A 16,107-nucleotide genomic window follows, 5' to 3' on the forward strand; every position below is an offset into this window, starting at 1 on the left:
GAAACATGGATGATATTCGGATTATTGTTGCCGGGGCCCGCGGGAAAATGGGGAGCGAGGCGGTCCGGCTGATCGAGCGGACGGAACATTTTAAACTCGTTGGCGTAGTGGACAGGACTTTTGACGGCAAACTGTTCAATGATGTATCCGATTATAACGGCGAACCGGTCCGGGTGTATACCGACCCGGAAGCATGCCTTGAAAATTGCCCGGCGGATGTATGGATTGATTTGACGGTGCCGAAAGCAGGGTTCCTCCATGCGAAAACGGCCCTCGCACATGGTGTCCGTCCGGTTGTCGGGACGACCGGGTTTACCGATGCGGAACTGGAAGAACTAAAGGCTGTTTCCGCACAAAAAAGAATCGGATGTATCATTGCACCAAATTTTGCAATCGGGGCAGTGCTGATGATGAAATTTGCGCAAATGGCGGCGAAATATTTCCCGGATGTGGAAATCATCGAGCTGCACCATGACCGGAAAAAAGATGCCCCGTCCGGCACGAGCGTAAAAACAGCGCAAATGATCTCGGAAGCAAGAAGAAAAAAAACGCAGGGGCATCCGGATGAAAAAGAAACATTACAAGGCGCAAGAGGCGCGGATTTTGAAGGCATGCATATCCACAGCGTCCGCTTGCCCGGGCTTGTCGCTCACCAGGAAGTGCTGTTCGGCGGGGACGGCCAGCTGCTTACGATCCGCCATGACTCGATGGATCGCGCCTCTTTCATGTCAGGGGTGAAAGTAGCCGTTGAAACGGTGATGAACCTCAATACATTTGTTTACGGGCTCGAAAATATTTTGGATTAACCGGAAGGAGGAAAGGAAATGGCCGGCAAGGTGGATATTCTCGCTTTCGGGGCCCATGCCGACGATGTCGAAATCGGCATGGCGGCATCTATTGCCAAATGGGCATCAATGGGGAAAAAAATTGCGATATGCGATTTGACAGAAGCGGAGCTGTCTTCGAACGGGGCGGTTGAAACCCGCAAAAAAGAGGCGCAAAAATCGGCAGCCTGCCTCGGGGTTAGAGAAAGAGTAACGCTGAAATTGCCGGACCGCGGCCTTTTTATGCAAGCGGACGCTATCCGCGCCGTTACGGGTGTCATCCGGAAGTTTCAGCCGGATGTCGTGTTTGCGCCTTTTCATGAAGACCGCCATCCTGATCACGGTCACTGCGGCAGGCTTACAGAGGAAGCCTTTTTTTCGGCCGGCATCAGGAAATATCGGTCTGAACCGGATCTTCCTTCCCATAAACCGAAACATCTTTATTTTTATATGGTAAACGGTTTTCATCCGCCCGATTTTGTCGTCGATGTCACCAACTTTATGGACAAAAAACTTGAGAGCCTCCATGCCTATGAAAGCCAGTTTTCGATTCGGGAAAGAAGTGTCCATACCCCACTTACGGATGGCTATATTGAAGCGGTCACTGCGCGCGAGAGGATGTTCGGGAAAGAGCTCGGGGTGAAATATGCGGAAGGATTTTTAAGCAAAAAACCGATTCTTGTGAATTTGGATGTGCTCGACTTATGAAAAAGTTAAAAATCGGGATTACGTGCTATCCGACCGTAGGCGGATCTGGCGTCATTGCAACGGAACTCGGCCAGCTGCTTGCCGAAAACGGCCACGAGATCCATTTTATTACCTCGAGTGTCCCGTTCCGGCTCAATAAAATGTACCCGAATATTTATACCCATCAGGTGGAAGTGAACCAGTACGCCGTCTTTCAATATCCGCCTTATGATATTGCGCTTGCCTCTAAGATCGCAGAAGTGGCGGAAAGAGAAAAGCTGGATGTGCTCCATGTCCATTATGCAATTCCGCATGCCATCTGCGCCATTCTCGGCAAAATGATGGCCGGTACCCGGATGAAAATCGTGACCACTCTGCACGGCACGGACATCACTGTGCTCGGGTATGATCCGTCGCTTGTGTCTGCCATCCGGTTCGGGATTGAACAGTCGGATGCAGTGACGGCCGTTTCTGAAGCGCTCGTCCGGCAAACGTACGATTTGATCCGGCCGCAGAAAAACATTTCGACGGTTTATAATTTTGTCGATGAACGCGTATACCGGAAAAGGGAGGCAGGCCATTTAAAACATGATTACGGCATTTCGGAAAAAGAAAAAGTGCTGATTCACGTTTCCAATTTCCGGGCGGTAAAGCGCGTGCCCGATGTCGTCAAGGCTTTTGCGAAAGTGCGGGCACAAATGCCGGCGAAACTGCTTCTTGTCGGCGACGGGCCGGAAATGACCGTCGTCTCCCGGCTCGTTGCCCAATGTGGTATAGAAAAAGATGTCTTGTTTTTAGGAAAGCAGGACCGGCTCGAGGAGCTGTACGCAATCAGCGACCTGATGCTGCTTTTATCGGAAAAGGAAAGTTTCGGCCTTGTTGCGCTTGAAGCGATGGCGTGCGGTGTCCCGTGCATTGGCACCCGGGTTGGCGGCATTCCGGAAGTCATCACAGACGGGGTGAACGGCTATTTGTGCGCGTTGGGTGATGTGAGCGACGTTGCTCGAAAAGCCGTCCGGCTGCTTGAGGATCCAGGCCTTTATGCTGCATTTTCGAAAGCGTGCGAAAAGACGGTAAAAGAAAAATTTTATTCCCGCAACATTTTGAAACAATACGAACAAATATATGAACAAACGGTAAATGAGGTTGATGGACATGCTCCCGCCATTTCAGACGGCGCTTCCCATTATCCGGACGCTTGAAGACGCAGGGTTCCAAGCTTTTTTTGTCGGCGGTTCGATCCGCGATAGCCTGCTCGGGCGGCCGGTGCACGATGTCGATATTGCCACCTCGGCAAAACCGGAAGAGGTAAAGGCGCTTTTTAAACATACTGTTGACATCGGCATTGAACATGGAACAGTGCTTGTATTATATAAAGGAAACCAGTACGAGATCACGACGTTCCGGACCGAGTCGGCATATAAAGATTACCGGCGCCCGGAATCGGTTGAATATGTGGACTCATTGCTTGAAGATTTAAAACGGCGCGACTTCACGATGAATGCGATAGCGATGGATAAAAACGGGAAACTGATTGATCCGTTTAGAGGCAGTGAAGCCATCCGGATGAAGCGGATTGAAACGGTCGGATCCCCTGAAGAAAGATTCCGGGAAGACGCGCTCCGGATGATGCGGGCCGCCCGGTTTACAAGTCAGCTTGGTTTTGGTGTTGAACCCGGGACGAAGCAGGCCATCAAGCGCCATGCACCGCTTATCCGACATATTGCTGTTGAGCGGATTACCCAGGAATTTATCAAATTGCTGGAAGGAGAGCATCCGTATGAAGCGCTTCAACTGCTTGAGGAAACCGGGCTGCTCGGGTTTCTCCCCGGTCTTTGCGACAGGGAAGCGCAGCTTTTTTCCGCCCTGCACCCGGTGTTAAACGAATTGTCAGAACAGCAGCTTTGGGTATACCTTGTTGCCGCCGCGAACCCGGAAGATGCCAACGCTTTTTTGCGAAAATGGAAACTGCCGAATGAAAAACGGAAAGCCATCGTACGTACGCTCGGCTTTTTCAGGATGCGCGCCGAGCGAAAGTGGGATCCGCTAATGCTCTATGATGCCGGTGAACAAACGGCATTGGATGCTGAAGCGGTTTTCTGTGCTTTTCGCCGCGAAAACCCGGCGCCCCGCATTTCCGCCCTCCGGCAGGCTTTCCGGAAATTACCGGTGAAAAACCGCAGCGAGCTAGCAATCGACGGGAAAAAGCTGATGGCGCTTTTTTCGAAAAAAGGCGGTCCATGGCTGAAAGAAATGCTTCGTGAGATTGAAAAAGCGCTGATAAACGGCGAAATCGAAAACCAATATGAGGCAATCCGGAGGTGGGTTTTGTGCAAATATCCACAAGAGAAAAAATAATAGAATTGCTGACGGAAGCTGGGGACGGCTTTGTATCGGGAGAAACGCTGGCGAAAAAGTTGAACTGCTCGCGGGCGGCGGTTTGGAAGCATATGGAAGAGCTGCGCAAAGAAGGTTTTGAATTGGAAGCGGTCCGGAAAAAAGGCTACCGGATTAAAGGAACGGGCGACAAAGTGACGGAAAATGAAATCCGGTACGGGCTCGGGACAAAACGGCTTGCAAGAAACATTCATTACCGGGAAACGATCGATTCGACGCAGCGGCTTGCGCACCAGCTCGTACAGGAAGGCTGTCCTGATGGCACGCTTGTGATTGCAGAGCAGCAGACGGGAGGAAGGGGCAGGCTCAGGCGGTCCTGGTACTCCCCTAAATATACCGGGATCTGGATGAGCATTATCCTGCGGCCGGATCTTCCGCCGCAAATGGCGCCCCCGTTTACGCTCATTGCCGCCGTTGCGGTCGCACAGGCAATCGAAGAAACAGCGGGGATTGTGCCGGAGATCAAATGGCCGAATGACCTGTTAATCGGCGGAAAAAAATGCGCAGGGATCCTGACAGAGCTTGAAGCGGACACGGATCGGATCCAGGCGGTGATCACAGGGATCGGGATCAATGTAAACGAAACCGATTTCCCAGACTCCTTAAAATCGATCGCAACATCCCTTTCCCTTGCTTCTGGTAAAAAAGTAAAACGCGCGCTGCTCATTCAGCGCATCCTTGAGAAATTGGAAAAATACGAGGAAATTTATCTCCAAAACGGTTTTGCGCCGCTTAAAATTTTATGGGAAAGCTATGCCAATGTGACGGGGAAAAAAATCACGGCGCATACGTTAAAAGGGGATATTTCAGGGCGTGCGGTCGGCATCACGGATGACGGTGTGCTCCAGCTTGAAGGGGAAGACGGACAGATGCATGCCATTTACTCCGCAGATATTGAAATCGAACGTTAAAAAATTGACAAAATTTTTGGCCGGATATAGCGCAATCTGGCCATTCCTGCTATAATCAACTTGGGTAGTATCTATTTCGGAACTATACCAATTCAGCTTTTTATACAAAATAGATTCTGCCTTGATCCTTAAACGGACGGGGACAGAGGGCCAAAATGAACAGTTGAAAAAACAGGGAGCCCGTCTGTCCAGTGACGGGCTCCTTTTTCCAATTGTTTGTTTCCTCTGCACCGGTCAATCCATGACAGGTGAGGAGTGTTGGAAAATGAAACAAACGACGGATTTTGTGAAGATGAAGGCGCAAGAAGAAAAAATTGCAATGGTGACCGCTTATGATTATCCTTCTGCAAAGCTTGCAGAAGAAGCCGGCGTCGACATGATTCTTGTCGGTGATTCGCTCGGCATGGTCGTGCTCGGCTATGATTCGACCATTCCGGTGACCGTGGCGGATATGGTCCACCATACGAAAGCGGTCAAACGCGGGGCGAAAAACACTTTTATCGTCACCGACATGCCGTTTATGTCGTACCATTTGAGCCGCGAAGAAACATTAAAAAACGGCGCCCGCATCATTCAGGACGGAGGCGCCCATGCCGTGAAACTGGAAGGCGGGAAAGAAGTCGCGGCTCAAATTGAAGCGCTTACGGAATCAGGGATCCCGGTGATGGCTCATATCGGGCTGACACCGCAAAAGGTCGGGATTTTCGGCGGCTATAAAGTCCAAGGGAAAACAGCGGAAGCCGCCAAAAAGCTGCTGGAAGATGCGAAAGCGTGCGAGGAGGCCGGCGCTTTTGCTGTCGTCCTGGAATGCGTCCCGCGGCAGCTTTCGGAAGAAGTGACAGCCGCACTTTCCATTCCAACCATCGGAATTGGGGCCGGCCTTGATGTAGACGGGCAGGTCCTTGTATTCCATGACCTGGTAAAATACGGAAGCGAAAAAGTGGCAAAATTTGTGAAGCAATTTGCCGATGCGGATGCCGTGATGCGCGCGGGGCTCCGCCAATACGTACAGGAAGTAAAAAACCGGACGTTCCCCGAAGAAAAGCATACGTACACGATGAAAGAAGAAGAACTGGCAACACTGTACGGGGGGCATGCAAAATGAAAACCGTGCAGGTAATGAGTGTTGCAGAAACGAAGCAGAAAATCCGGACGCTTGTATCCCGGTATAAAAAAGAAGGCAAGTCGATCGGGTTTGTCCCGACGATGGGCTACTTGCATGAAGGCCATCTCGCCCTGGCAAAGCAGGCAAGAAAAGAAAACGATATTGTCATCATGAGTATTTTTGTAAACCCGCTCCAATTCGGGCCGAATGAAGATTTCGACCGATACCCGCGCGATGCGGAAGGGGACCGGCATAAAGCGGAAGCAGCAGGCGTTGATGTATTGTTTATCCCGTCTGTTAAAGAAATGTATCCGCGCGCTTTATCGGTTCAAATGACAGTGACAAAAGGGACGGATGTCCTTTGCGGAAGAAAGCGGCCGGGCCATTTTGACGGCGTGGCGACGGTTCTTTCGAAATTGTTTCACCTCGTTCAGCCGGACCGCGCTTATTTCGGATTGAAAGATGCCCAGCAGGTGGCCGTTGTCGAAAATTTGGTTCGCGATTTGGATTTTCCCATTGACATTGTCCCGTGCCCGATCGTGCGCGAACCGGACGGCCTTGCAAAAAGTTCGCGAAACGTCTATTTATCGGAGGCGGAGCGGAAAGAAGCACCCGAAATATACAAAAGTTTGCAATTGGCAAACAAAGCGGTTGAACAGGGAGAGAGAAACCCGGAAAAAGTGATTTCCCTTGTGAAAGCGCATCTTTCCGCGCATCTGTCCGGGAAAATCGATTACGTAGAATTGTATTCATATCCTGACCTCGAACCGGTCCATGCCATACATGGGCGCTGTATCCTCGCAGTCGCCGTCCAATTTGAAAGAGCACGGCTTATCGATAATATCATTTTTGCAGAATAAACAACATGAGAATAGGAGAGATTGCTTTGCTGCGGACTGTGATGAACGGAAAAATCCACCGGGCAACCGTGACGGAAGCGAATTTAAACTATGTCGGAAGCATCACGATTGATGCGGATTTGCTGGATGCTGCGGGAATGGCGCCCAATGAGAAAGTGCAAATAGTGAACAATTACAACGGGGCGCGATTTGAAACGTACATTATCCCGGGTGAAAGGGGATCCGGTGTCATCTGCCTGAACGGCGCGGCCGCCCGGCTTGCACAACCCGGTGATATTGTGATTATCATTTCGTACGCCCTTTTGACGGAAGAAGAAATGAAAAACCACCATCCGAAAATTGTCCTGCTTGATGCAAAAAACCGGATTGAAAAAATGTTATCGGAAGAACCGGCTTCCACGATTTTGTAAGGGTAAAACCGCACCTGCTTTTTCCGGCAGGGCGGTTTTTTAATTTCTGCATCTGCTTGTGGCGAATGATCGATTTTATGTTAAAATAGTACAATATGGAAGAAACGGGGCAATTATTTTTAGTCAGGTGATGTTATGCAGCGCTATGTAGTCGTAGATCTTGAAACAACAGGAAATTCAGCAAAAAAAGGCGATCGCATCATCCAGTTTTCCGCTGTTGTGGTTGAAGGCCGGGAGATAAAAACGCAATTTACAAGCTTCGTTAATCCCGAAAAGCCGGTACCGCCGTTTATTTCGGAATTGACCGGGATCGATAACGGCATGCTTGAAGAAGCGCCGGTATTTTCGGAGATCGCCCCGCGCATTATGGAAATTTTGGAAGACAGCATATTTGTCGCCCACAATGTGCTGTTTGACCTGCCGTTTTTGCAGCAGGAATTAAAGGCTGCGGGGTTTCCGCCGTTTCGCGGGCCGAGCCTTGACACCGTTGAATTTTCGAGAATTGCATTTCCAACTTTGAACAGTTATAAACTGGGGGATCTGGCCGATTCTTTGTCTCTTTATCATGAACGGCCGCACCGGGCGGACAGTGATGCTTTTGTGACGGCAAAGCTGCTTCTTGCCTGCATGGAAAAGTGTGCGTCCCTTCCTGTCGTCACACTTGAACAACTCGTGCCGCTTTCTTATTCCTTGAAAAACGACCTTGCCGGCATTTTTGAGGATATACTGGAAGAGAAACGGCGGCATATCGAGCATTTGCCGCCGGATATGGAAGTATACCGTGGTATTGCATTAAAGCGGAAAATCCTCCCGCCGGATAACGGACCGCGTGAGATTGGCCGTTACCCGCAGGATGCAGTTGAAAAAGAATCCTGGTTTGCGGCTTCAGGTACCGGGATGGAAGCGCGCCCCGCCCAATTTGAAATGATGGACCATGTCCGGGAAGCTTTTTCTGCTGAGGAGCATGTCGCATTAGAAGCAGGCACGGGCATCAGCAAATCCCTTGCCTATCTTGTGCCGGCCGCTTTCCAAGCGATTTCGGAACAGAAACCGGTGTTAATCAGCACGTATACTGTTGCGCTTGAGCACCAGCTTTTAAATAAGGAAATCAAAAGGCTTGAACAGATGCTGAAAACCCCGGTCAGGACCGTGTTGCTAAAGGGGAGGAGCCATTACCTGCATTTGTTTAAGTTTGAACAGTCGTTAAAAGAACCGGACCGGCAGTACGACGCCGTATTTGCCAAAATGCAAATCCTGGTCTGGCTTACCGAAACAGAAAGCGGCGATCTTGACGAGCTTCATTTATCTGGCGGCGGAAAACATTTTTGGCAGCGGATTAAACAGGACGGCTGGCATACGGATAAAAAAGATCCGTGGAAATCGCGGGATTTTTATCTTTACGCCAAAGCCTGCGCAGCCTCTGCTGACATCGCCGTCACGAACCATGCGATGCTGTGCGCGGAACTTGAAAGGGACCAGTCGGTGTTTGACGGATTTCAATACGTCATCATTGATGAAGCCCACCGCCTTGAACAAGCGGCCCGGGAAACGATCGGGAAACGCGCAAGTTACAACCAAATGAAATATATGATGGCAAGGCTTGGTCTGTATGAGCAAAAACAACTGTTTTACAAATTGGAAAAAATGATGGAAAAATATGGGCTAAAAGCCAGACTGCACGCGTTTGAATGCGATGCAATCCTGCAGGGCCTTGAGGCTGAGCTCGATGATTTATTCGGTATGCTTGCCCAAAAAGTAATGCGCGTGAACCGGGAAACAAATGGTTACCAGAAAATCAAATTAAGAATTAAAAAAGAAAATTGGAAACAAAAAGCATGGCAGGCAGTTCTGCTCTGTACGGAACGGATCAGGGCGTCCATGAAAGAGATTTCACAGGCTTTGGAAGAGAGACTTTCGCAGTTGCTTTCCGAAAAACAGATGAAAGAACAGGCACTCGCTTTTATCGAAGAAATGTACAGCTTTTTGGAAGATTGGCGCCTTTTGCGCGACAACCTGGCCATTTTCGCCGGCCAAAACGGCGGGGATGAAAATGTCGTCTGGGTGGAAGGGGATTTGCGCGCCCTCCCGAACAGCCTTGTCATCTATTGCCAGCCGGTGCATGCCGGAGAAACATTGCAAAAAGCTTTTTTTTCGCGAAAAAAGAGCGTTGTGCTTACTTCCGCGACATTGACCGTTGGCGGAAGCTTCCGCTATTTTCTGGACGAGACGGGGCTAGCGCACACCACAAAAACGGTCCGCATTCCGTCGCCTTTCCGGTTCGACAGGCAGGTGCAGTTTATTATCCCGAACGACCTTCCCGATATCGGATCCGTCAGTATAGAAGACTTTGCGGAAAAAATGGCAGGTTATCTGCTTGCCGTTGCGGAGGCCACAAAAGGCAGGATGATGATTTTATTTACATCCTTTGATTTGCTGAAAAACGTGTACCACCTGATGAAAGAAAGCGGAATGCTTGAAGATTATATGTTTATCGCCCAGGGAATATCAAGCGGCAGCCGGTCGAGGTTAACGAAAAGCTTTCAAAAATTTGACAAAGCCATTCTTTTCGGTTTAAGCAGCTTTTGGGAAGGGGTCGACATCCCTGGCGATGACCTTTCCTGCCTTGTGATGGCCCGCCTTCCGTTTTTGCCCCCGGATGAACCGGTTACTGAAGCAAAGTCCGATTATTTCAGGGCAAAGGGGAAAAACCCGTTTTCCGCCTATGCCTTGCCTGAAGCCGTGCTCAGGTTCAAACAAGGGTTTGGCAGGCTTATCCGGACGCGTCATGACCGCGGCATTTTTCTTGTCCTGGACCGGAGGATTGAAACGGCCACATACGGGCCGGCGTTCACAAAGTCTCTGCCGCCGGTCCGCATCAGGCACCTGGATCTGAACGAGACGCTTGAGGTCATTGAAAGCTGGCTGTAAAAAAAGTGCTGCGACAATGCAGCACAAAACAGGGTAGACCGGAAAAATGATCAAATGCATCATTTTTTCATTCATTTTTGCTGTATAATGATGAAGGAAATGATTCTAAGCTTAGGATGGCCTGCATGGGAACTGATATGAATGACAATTTCTGCTTAAAAGGATTTACGCCATGGAAAATGAGGGTTCGGAATGAAAAAAGCACTGATCTCGATTTGCATTTTGGTCATCGTGATAGCCGGATTTGCGGCAGAGACTTATTGGAAAGCACGGAAACCGTATCATGAAGCCTACAACAAAGCGGTCGCTGTTGCCAAAAGCGAAGCCGGCATCCGGGCTGCCGATGCATTTTATCTTTACAATGGCAAAAGCACCTATTATGTTGTCGTGGGGAAAGGAAAAGGCGGGAAGAAAAAAGCGGTTTGGATCCCTGAAAAGAAACCGAAACGTGTGACCGTCCTAGACTTGAATACCGGCATCTCAAAACAGGATGCAGTGAAACAAGTGGTGCAGAAAAGGCAGCCGGATAAAATTTTATCTGTGCGGCTCGGCATGGAAAGCCAGGTTCCCATTTGGGAAGTTGCTTATATAAAAGGAAACAGCCTCGGCTATGATGAGGTTCCTTTTTTAAAAAAATCCAATTGATCCGTTTGGAGAGGTGAATCGTATGAAACTAGCATCAAGGGTAAGTGCATTAACGCCGTCATCCACGTTGGCGATTACGGCAAAGGCAAAAGCAATGAAGGCGCAAGGCATCGATGTGATCGGCCTTGGCGCAGGTGAACCCGATTTTAATACACCGAGGGAGATTATCGAAGCCGCGTACCAGTCGATGCTGGACGGCCAGACGAAGTATACCCCGGCCGGCGGAATGGCATCGCTGAAAGAGGCCGTCATTGAAAAATTCCAAAAAGACCAGGGGCTTGGCTTTAAAGCAAATGAAATCATCATTACCAACGGGGCAAAACACGCCTTGTATACATTGTTTCAGGTGCTGCTCGACCAGGGCGATGAAGTGATCATCCCGTCTCCTTACTGGGTAAGCTATCCCGAGCAGGTAAAGCTTGCAGAAGGCGTCCCGGTCTTTGTAGAAGGCAAAGAAGAAAACCAGTATAAAATAACGCCGGAGCAGCTGGAAAAAGCCATATCGCCGCGGACAAAAGCGTTTGTACTCAACTCTCCCGGCAATCCGACCGGCATGATGTATACAAGGGAAGAACTTGAAAAACTCGGTGAAGTCTGCCTGAAACACGATATTTTGATCGTGTCGGACGAAATTTACGAAAAATTGGTGTACGGCGGCAGCCGGCATGTCTCGATCGCCACCATTTCACCGGAACTGAAAGCACAGACGGTGATCATTAACGGCGTCTCAAAATCCCATTCCATGACCGGCTGGCGGATCGGCTATGCGGCCGGAAACGGGGATATCATCAAAGCGATGACAAATCTTGCCAGCCATTCGACTTCCAATCCGGCAACGCCTTCCCAGTTCGCGGCACTCGCCGCATATAGCGGGGATGAACGCACCGTGGAAGAGATGCGCCAGGCTTTCGAGGCACGGCTCAATGCTGTTTTTAACCAGCTGATTGAAATTGACGGGATTACCTGCATCAAACCGCAAGGCGCTTTTTATTTATTCCCGAATGTGAAAGAAGCCGCAAAGCTGACTGGGTTTCAAACGGTTGACGCATTTGTGGAGGCTTTGCTCGAGGAAGCGCGCGTTGCCGTCGTCCCGGGTTCCGGTTTCGGCGCGGAAAACAATATCCGGCTTTCTTATGCCACTTCTTTGGAAAATCTCGAAGAAGCGCTCAAGCGGATCAAACAGTTCGTGGAAACACGGAAAAAAGCGTGAAACTTTGGCTTGTTTCCTTTTTCCGCCTTTGTTTAGTATAATGGATTTCGGTACATATGGGAGACAAGCCGGAAATTGTTTTGGAGGGAAATACCGTGAAAATCACCATTTCAGAAGTACACCAGCATATCGGGGAGGAAGTGACGATCGGGGTCTGGCTGAACAACAAACGTTCAAGCGGCAAAATTGCTTTTCTCGAGCTGCGTGACGGGACAGGCTTTATCCAGGGGGTCGTCGTAAAAAACGAAGCCGGGGAAGAGGTCTTTCAAACGGCGAAATCGATGAGCCAGGAAACTTCTTTTTACGTTACCGGGACAGTCCGGGAAGATGCCCGCTCCCCGTTCGGCTACGAGCTCCAGGTGACCGGCATAGAGATCATTCATGAAGCCGTAGATTACCCGATCACACCAAAAGCGCACGGGACCGAATTTTTAATGGACCACAGGCATCTATGGCTCCGTTCCCGCCGCCAGCACGCCGTCATGAAAATCCGGAACGAGATCATCCGGGCGACGTATGAGTTTTTCAATACGCACGGGTTTACGAAAATCGACCCGCCGATTTTAACCGGCAGTGCGCCGGAAGGAACGACCGAGCTGTTCCATACGAAGTACTTTGACGAAGAGGCCTATCTATCACAAAGTGGGCAGCTTTACATGGAAGCGGCAGCAATGGCATTCGGGAAAGTATTTTCTTTCGGCCCGACGTTCCGCGCCGAAAAATCGAAAACGCGCCGCCATTTGATCGAGTTTTGGATGATCGAGCCGGAAATGGCTTTTTATGAACATGAAGACAGCCTGAAAGTACAGGAACAGTATGTCTCTTATATCGTCCGGTCCGTTTTGGAAAACTGCAAACTCGACCTGCACCGGCTTGGCCGCGATACTTCAAAGCTTGAACAAGTGTCGGCGCCGTTTCCGCGGATTACGTATGATGATGCAATTGAATTGCTCCATGAAAAAGGATTTGAGGATATCAAGTGGGGCGAAGATTTTGGTGCGCCGCATGAAACCGCGATTGCCGAAAGTTTCGACAAGCCGGTGTTCATTACGCATTATCCGGCTGCAATCAAACCGTTTTACATGCAGCCGGATGCTAAGCGCCCGGAAGTCGTGCTGTGCGCCGATTTGATTGCGCCGGAAGGGTACGGGGAAATCATCGGCGGCAGCGAGCGGATCAATGACTATGATTTGTTGCTGAAACGGATCAAGGATTTCAATCTGTCGGAAGAAGCTTACAAATGGTATCTTGATTTACGAAAATACGGTTCTGTTCCGCATTCCGGCTTCGGGCTGGGCCTTGAGCGGACGGTTGCCTGGATTTCGGGCGTTGAGCATGTGCGCGAAACGATTCCGTTCCCGAGGCTTTTAAACCGGATCTATCCGTAATATCGAGTAGGAGGCTAATCATTATTTGATTAGCCGACCTCTCACACCACCGTGCGTACGGTTCCGTACACGGCGGTTCTAAAGTTTACGACCGTACAGACAGATAGTAATCCAGAAAACTTATATACCTTGCTCTTCGGAAGAGTTCGTTTGTAAGGGTTCTAGCTAAGATATGGCTGCCGGAGATTCTCCAGTAGCCTTTTCTTGTGTTAGCCCATTCCCACGCCTTTCTTTTATTGATCCCTAATTTCTTGAGCCAATAAAATCTTGTGCGTACTCTCTTCCATCTTTTCCAAGTTACCATTCGCATTCTTCTTCGTGTCCATTGGTCCAGTCTGGTTACCAGACTTTTCATATCCGCTAGCTTGTAGTAATTTACCCATCCTCGGACAGTGTCGTTTAGCCTTTTCTTTCTTTCCTCTACGCTTAATCCGTTGCTTCTTCCTGTGATTCTGCGAATTTTCTCCTTTAATTTTTGAACACCCTTCGGGTGTACCCGGAATTTGCATTTTCCTTCATAAAGGTAAAATCCATAACTCAGGAACTTGATGTTTCTAATATGTGTGATCATCGTCTTCTCTCGGTTCACTTTGAGTCGCAATTTCTTCTCAATGAATGGGAGAATGTTATGGTATGTTCTTTCGCAGCTTCTTCGGCTTTTACAGAATATGATCACATCATCAGCGTAACGGACAAATCGGTGATTTCTTGCTTCCATTTCTTTATCCAATTCGTTTAACATTACATTGGCAAGAAGCGGACTTAGTGGTCCTCCTTGTGGAACACCGAAATCATTTGTTGTCCTTATTCCTTTGATCATAACACCTGCATTTAGGAATTTATGGATTAAGGAGATTACACGTCCGTCGTGAATTGTTTCACTCAATATCTGGATAAGCTTACTATGGTTTACCGTGTCAAAGTACTGTTCTAAGTCCAGGTCTACTACATACTGGTATCCTTCATTTACATTCTTTTGGCACTTGAGAAGTGCCTGATGTGTACTTCTATGTGGTCGGAAACCATAGCTATTGTCTGAGAACTTTCTTTCATATATAGGGACTAGGACCTGCGAAATGGCTTGTTGGATGACTCGGTCTACTACCGTTGGTATTCCAAGTTTCCTTGTTTTCCCGTTGTCTTTTGGAATTTCTACCCTTCTAACGGGTTGGGGCTTGTATGTCCCATTTCGAATGGAGAGGACGAGTTCCCTCTGATGTTCAGTTAGGTATGCCAAAAGTTCACCTGTTTTCATTCCATCGACACCGCCCTCACCTTTGTTTTTCTTTACCTTTTTATAGGCACGGTGCAGGTTATTACTTGAAAGGATTCGTTCGAGCATCCATTCGTTCTGTCTGTTGGTGTTAGTGGTGTTGTTTTCAGTTATCCTCTTGAAACTATGCCCTCTGCCATATCCTTCCTGTTCCGCAGTATCTTTTTGACAGCAGGTTTCTTCCTGTTTTCTGCATTTGTTCGTTTCTTCGGTAACTTTCATTGACTTCCACTTCCTTTAGTTCAGCCCTTCCTTCGATGCTCCAGGCATCTCCGTACTATGGCTTCTGCTGACTTCTCACGGCAAATCTTGTTTCAACCAGGTTTCATACTCTGTTTCCACCTGTCCGTGAGACCTCCCGTGGTAAGGTGATTTGCTTTCATTCCATGTACCCGCACCATTTACGTTTCCACATCCGGATAGCTTTTGGGCTTTGACTTGTTCAGCAGCCTTACCCTGTGAGAGTACGCCTAATGATGTTCGTGTTCCTCGGGTCAGAATTTTGCCTCCAGCTTCCTTCAGATTCCATCTCACGATGGACACCCTTGCTCTTGGCTAATGGTTGGTCGCTACCTACCCCCATAGCGGACTTACACCGCCTAGCGAATCGCCATGCACGGCGCACTGAAAAAACGGCTGCATTGACGGTGTGCAGCCGTTTTTCTTTTCAGATGTTTTTTTCAATTCCCTTGCCGTTTTTAAACTGCTATACTTACATTGAGGTGTCCAACATGGATAAAGATCTTTTGCTTGCCTGGTGGGAAGAAGGGATATTGACCGTCCCCCAGCTCTTATTGAAAAAATACAAACAGCTTGGCCTGAATGAAACGGAACTTGTGCTTTTGCTGCAAGTTTATTCTTTTTTAAAAGAGGGAAATGCGTTTCCGACGCCTGAAGATCTGGCAGGCAGGCTTACCATTCCGGAAAGTATGTGCGTTTCGATTTTGCGGCGTCTAATCCAGCATCAGTTTTTGTCCATTGAAGAAGGGGAAGGGGAAGGTGGCATCCTGTATGAAAAATATTCGATCATGCCGCTGTGGGCGAAACTCGCCGATGAATTTATCTATGAGAAAAAACAGGACGAGCTTGAAAAAAGCGTAAACGAAGAAACCGATTTATACACCACGTTTGAACAGGAGTTTGGCAGGCCGCTGTCGCCGCTCGAATGCGAAACATTGGCGATGTGGATTGACCAGGACGGGCAATCCCCTGATCTGATCAAAGCCGCCCTGCGCGAAGCCGTCATCTCCGGCAAACTGAATTTCCGCTACATAGACCGCATTTTGTTTGAATGGAAAAAGAACGGAATCCGGACGGTGGATGAAGCACGTGAATATGGAAGGAATTTCCGTAAATCGTCAAAACCGCAAACAGAAAAACCGAAAACGACCAATCCGGTGCCGTTTTATAACTGGCTCGAACAATAAAGGTGACAATAATAATTTTATGTAAACTAGTTACAGGAGTTT

14 protein-coding genes are annotated in these 16,107 nt (G+C 48.9%); 13 read left to right on the plus strand and 1 reads right to left on the minus strand.

The window, feature by feature from the left end; genetic code table 11:
• Positions 1-5 precede the first annotated feature (5 nt).
• The 12 genes from dapB (at position 6) to asnS (ending at position 13,365) form a co-directional block, all read left to right on the plus strand.
• Positions 6-806 carry a 4-hydroxy-tetrahydrodipicolinate reductase gene (gene dapB / locus ABR335_RS08765; RefSeq protein ID WP_350346114.1) on the plus strand — a complete coding sequence of 267 codons (801 nt, stop codon included), beginning with the start codon at positions 6-8 and terminating at the stop codon, positions 804-806.
• Positions 807-824: 18 nt separating this feature from the next.
• Positions 825-1,532 (plus strand): bacillithiol biosynthesis deacetylase BshB1, encoded by a 708-nt coding sequence (gene bshB1, locus ABR335_RS08770; RefSeq protein WP_350346115.1) that lies wholly within the window; start codon positions 825-827, stop codon positions 1,530-1,532.
• Complete coding sequence (bshA, locus tag ABR335_RS08775) at positions 1,529-2,713, plus strand: N-acetyl-alpha-D-glucosaminyl L-malate synthase BshA (protein ID WP_350346116.1); 1,185 nt, start codon at positions 1,529-1,531, stop codon at positions 2,711-2,713. Before bshB1 ends, bshA begins: the two co-directional genes overlap by 4 nt.
• A complete protein-coding gene (locus ABR335_RS08780) occupies positions 2,667-3,869 on the plus strand; it encodes a CCA tRNA nucleotidyltransferase (RefSeq protein ID WP_350346117.1) in 1,203 nt (400 codons plus the stop codon). Before bshA ends, ABR335_RS08780 begins: the two co-directional genes overlap by 47 nt.
• On the plus strand, positions 3,842-4,819 hold the full coding sequence (locus ABR335_RS08785; protein ID WP_350346118.1) for a biotin--[acetyl-CoA-carboxylase] ligase: 978 nt from the start codon (positions 3,842-3,844) through the stop codon (positions 4,817-4,819). The genes ABR335_RS08780 and ABR335_RS08785 overlap by 28 nt, the downstream gene beginning before the upstream one ends.
• 265 nt (positions 4,820-5,084) lie before the next feature.
• Entirely contained in the window at positions 5,085-5,924 is an 840-nt protein-coding gene (gene panB / locus ABR335_RS08790; RefSeq protein ID WP_014098182.1) for a 3-methyl-2-oxobutanoate hydroxymethyltransferase, read from the plus strand.
• Between the two features lie 14 nt (positions 5,925-5,938).
• On the plus strand, positions 5,939-6,784 hold the full coding sequence (gene panC / locus ABR335_RS08795; RefSeq protein WP_185740949.1) for a pantoate--beta-alanine ligase: 846 nt from the start codon (positions 5,939-5,941) through the stop codon (positions 6,782-6,784).
• Between the two features lie 26 nt (positions 6,785-6,810).
• Positions 6,811-7,194 (plus strand): aspartate 1-decarboxylase, encoded by a 384-nt coding sequence (gene panD, locus ABR335_RS08800; protein ID WP_014098184.1) that lies wholly within the window; start codon positions 6,811-6,813, stop codon positions 7,192-7,194.
• A 135-nt stretch (positions 7,195-7,329) separates the two neighbouring features.
• Positions 7,330-10,122, plus strand: a complete 2,793-nt coding sequence (dinG, locus tag ABR335_RS08805) for an ATP-dependent DNA helicase DinG (protein ID WP_350346119.1) — start codon at positions 7,330-7,332, stop codon at positions 10,120-10,122.
• Between the two features lie 192 nt (positions 10,123-10,314).
• Positions 10,315-10,767 (plus strand): DUF5590 domain-containing protein, encoded by a 453-nt coding sequence (locus tag ABR335_RS08810; protein WP_014098186.1) that lies wholly within the window; start codon positions 10,315-10,317, stop codon positions 10,765-10,767.
• Positions 10,768-10,789: 22 nt separating this feature from the next.
• Complete coding sequence (locus ABR335_RS08815; RefSeq protein WP_017550453.1) at positions 10,790-11,977, plus strand: pyridoxal phosphate-dependent aminotransferase; 1,188 nt, start codon at positions 10,790-10,792, stop codon at positions 11,975-11,977.
• A gap of 95 nt (positions 11,978-12,072) precedes the next feature.
• Positions 12,073-13,365 (plus strand): asparagine--tRNA ligase, encoded by a 1,293-nt coding sequence (gene asnS, locus ABR335_RS08820; protein WP_035184709.1) that lies wholly within the window; start codon positions 12,073-12,075, stop codon positions 13,363-13,365.
• A gap of 85 nt (positions 13,366-13,450) precedes the next feature.
• Here the strand turns inward: asnS and ltrA are convergent, their stop codons facing one another.
• Positions 13,451-14,860, minus strand: coding sequence for a group II intron reverse transcriptase/maturase (gene ltrA, locus ABR335_RS08825; RefSeq protein WP_014098189.1), 1,410 nt, complete (start codon positions 14,858-14,860; stop codon positions 13,451-13,453).
• A 509-nt stretch (positions 14,861-15,369) separates the two neighbouring features.
• On the opposite strand from ltrA, the gene ABR335_RS08830 reads away from it, so the two are divergent.
• The gene (locus tag ABR335_RS08830) at positions 15,370-16,065 is read left to right on the plus strand and encodes a DnaD domain-containing protein (protein WP_014098190.1); all 696 of its coding nucleotides are present in this window, start codon (positions 15,370-15,372) and stop codon (positions 16,063-16,065) included.
• Positions 16,066-16,107: the final 42 nt, after the last annotated feature.

Origin of the sequence: Heyndrickxia faecalis, from assembly GCF_040267745.1 — a bacterium.
Classification (GTDB): Bacteria; Bacillota; Bacilli; order Bacillales; family Bacillaceae_C; genus Weizmannia; species Weizmannia faecalis.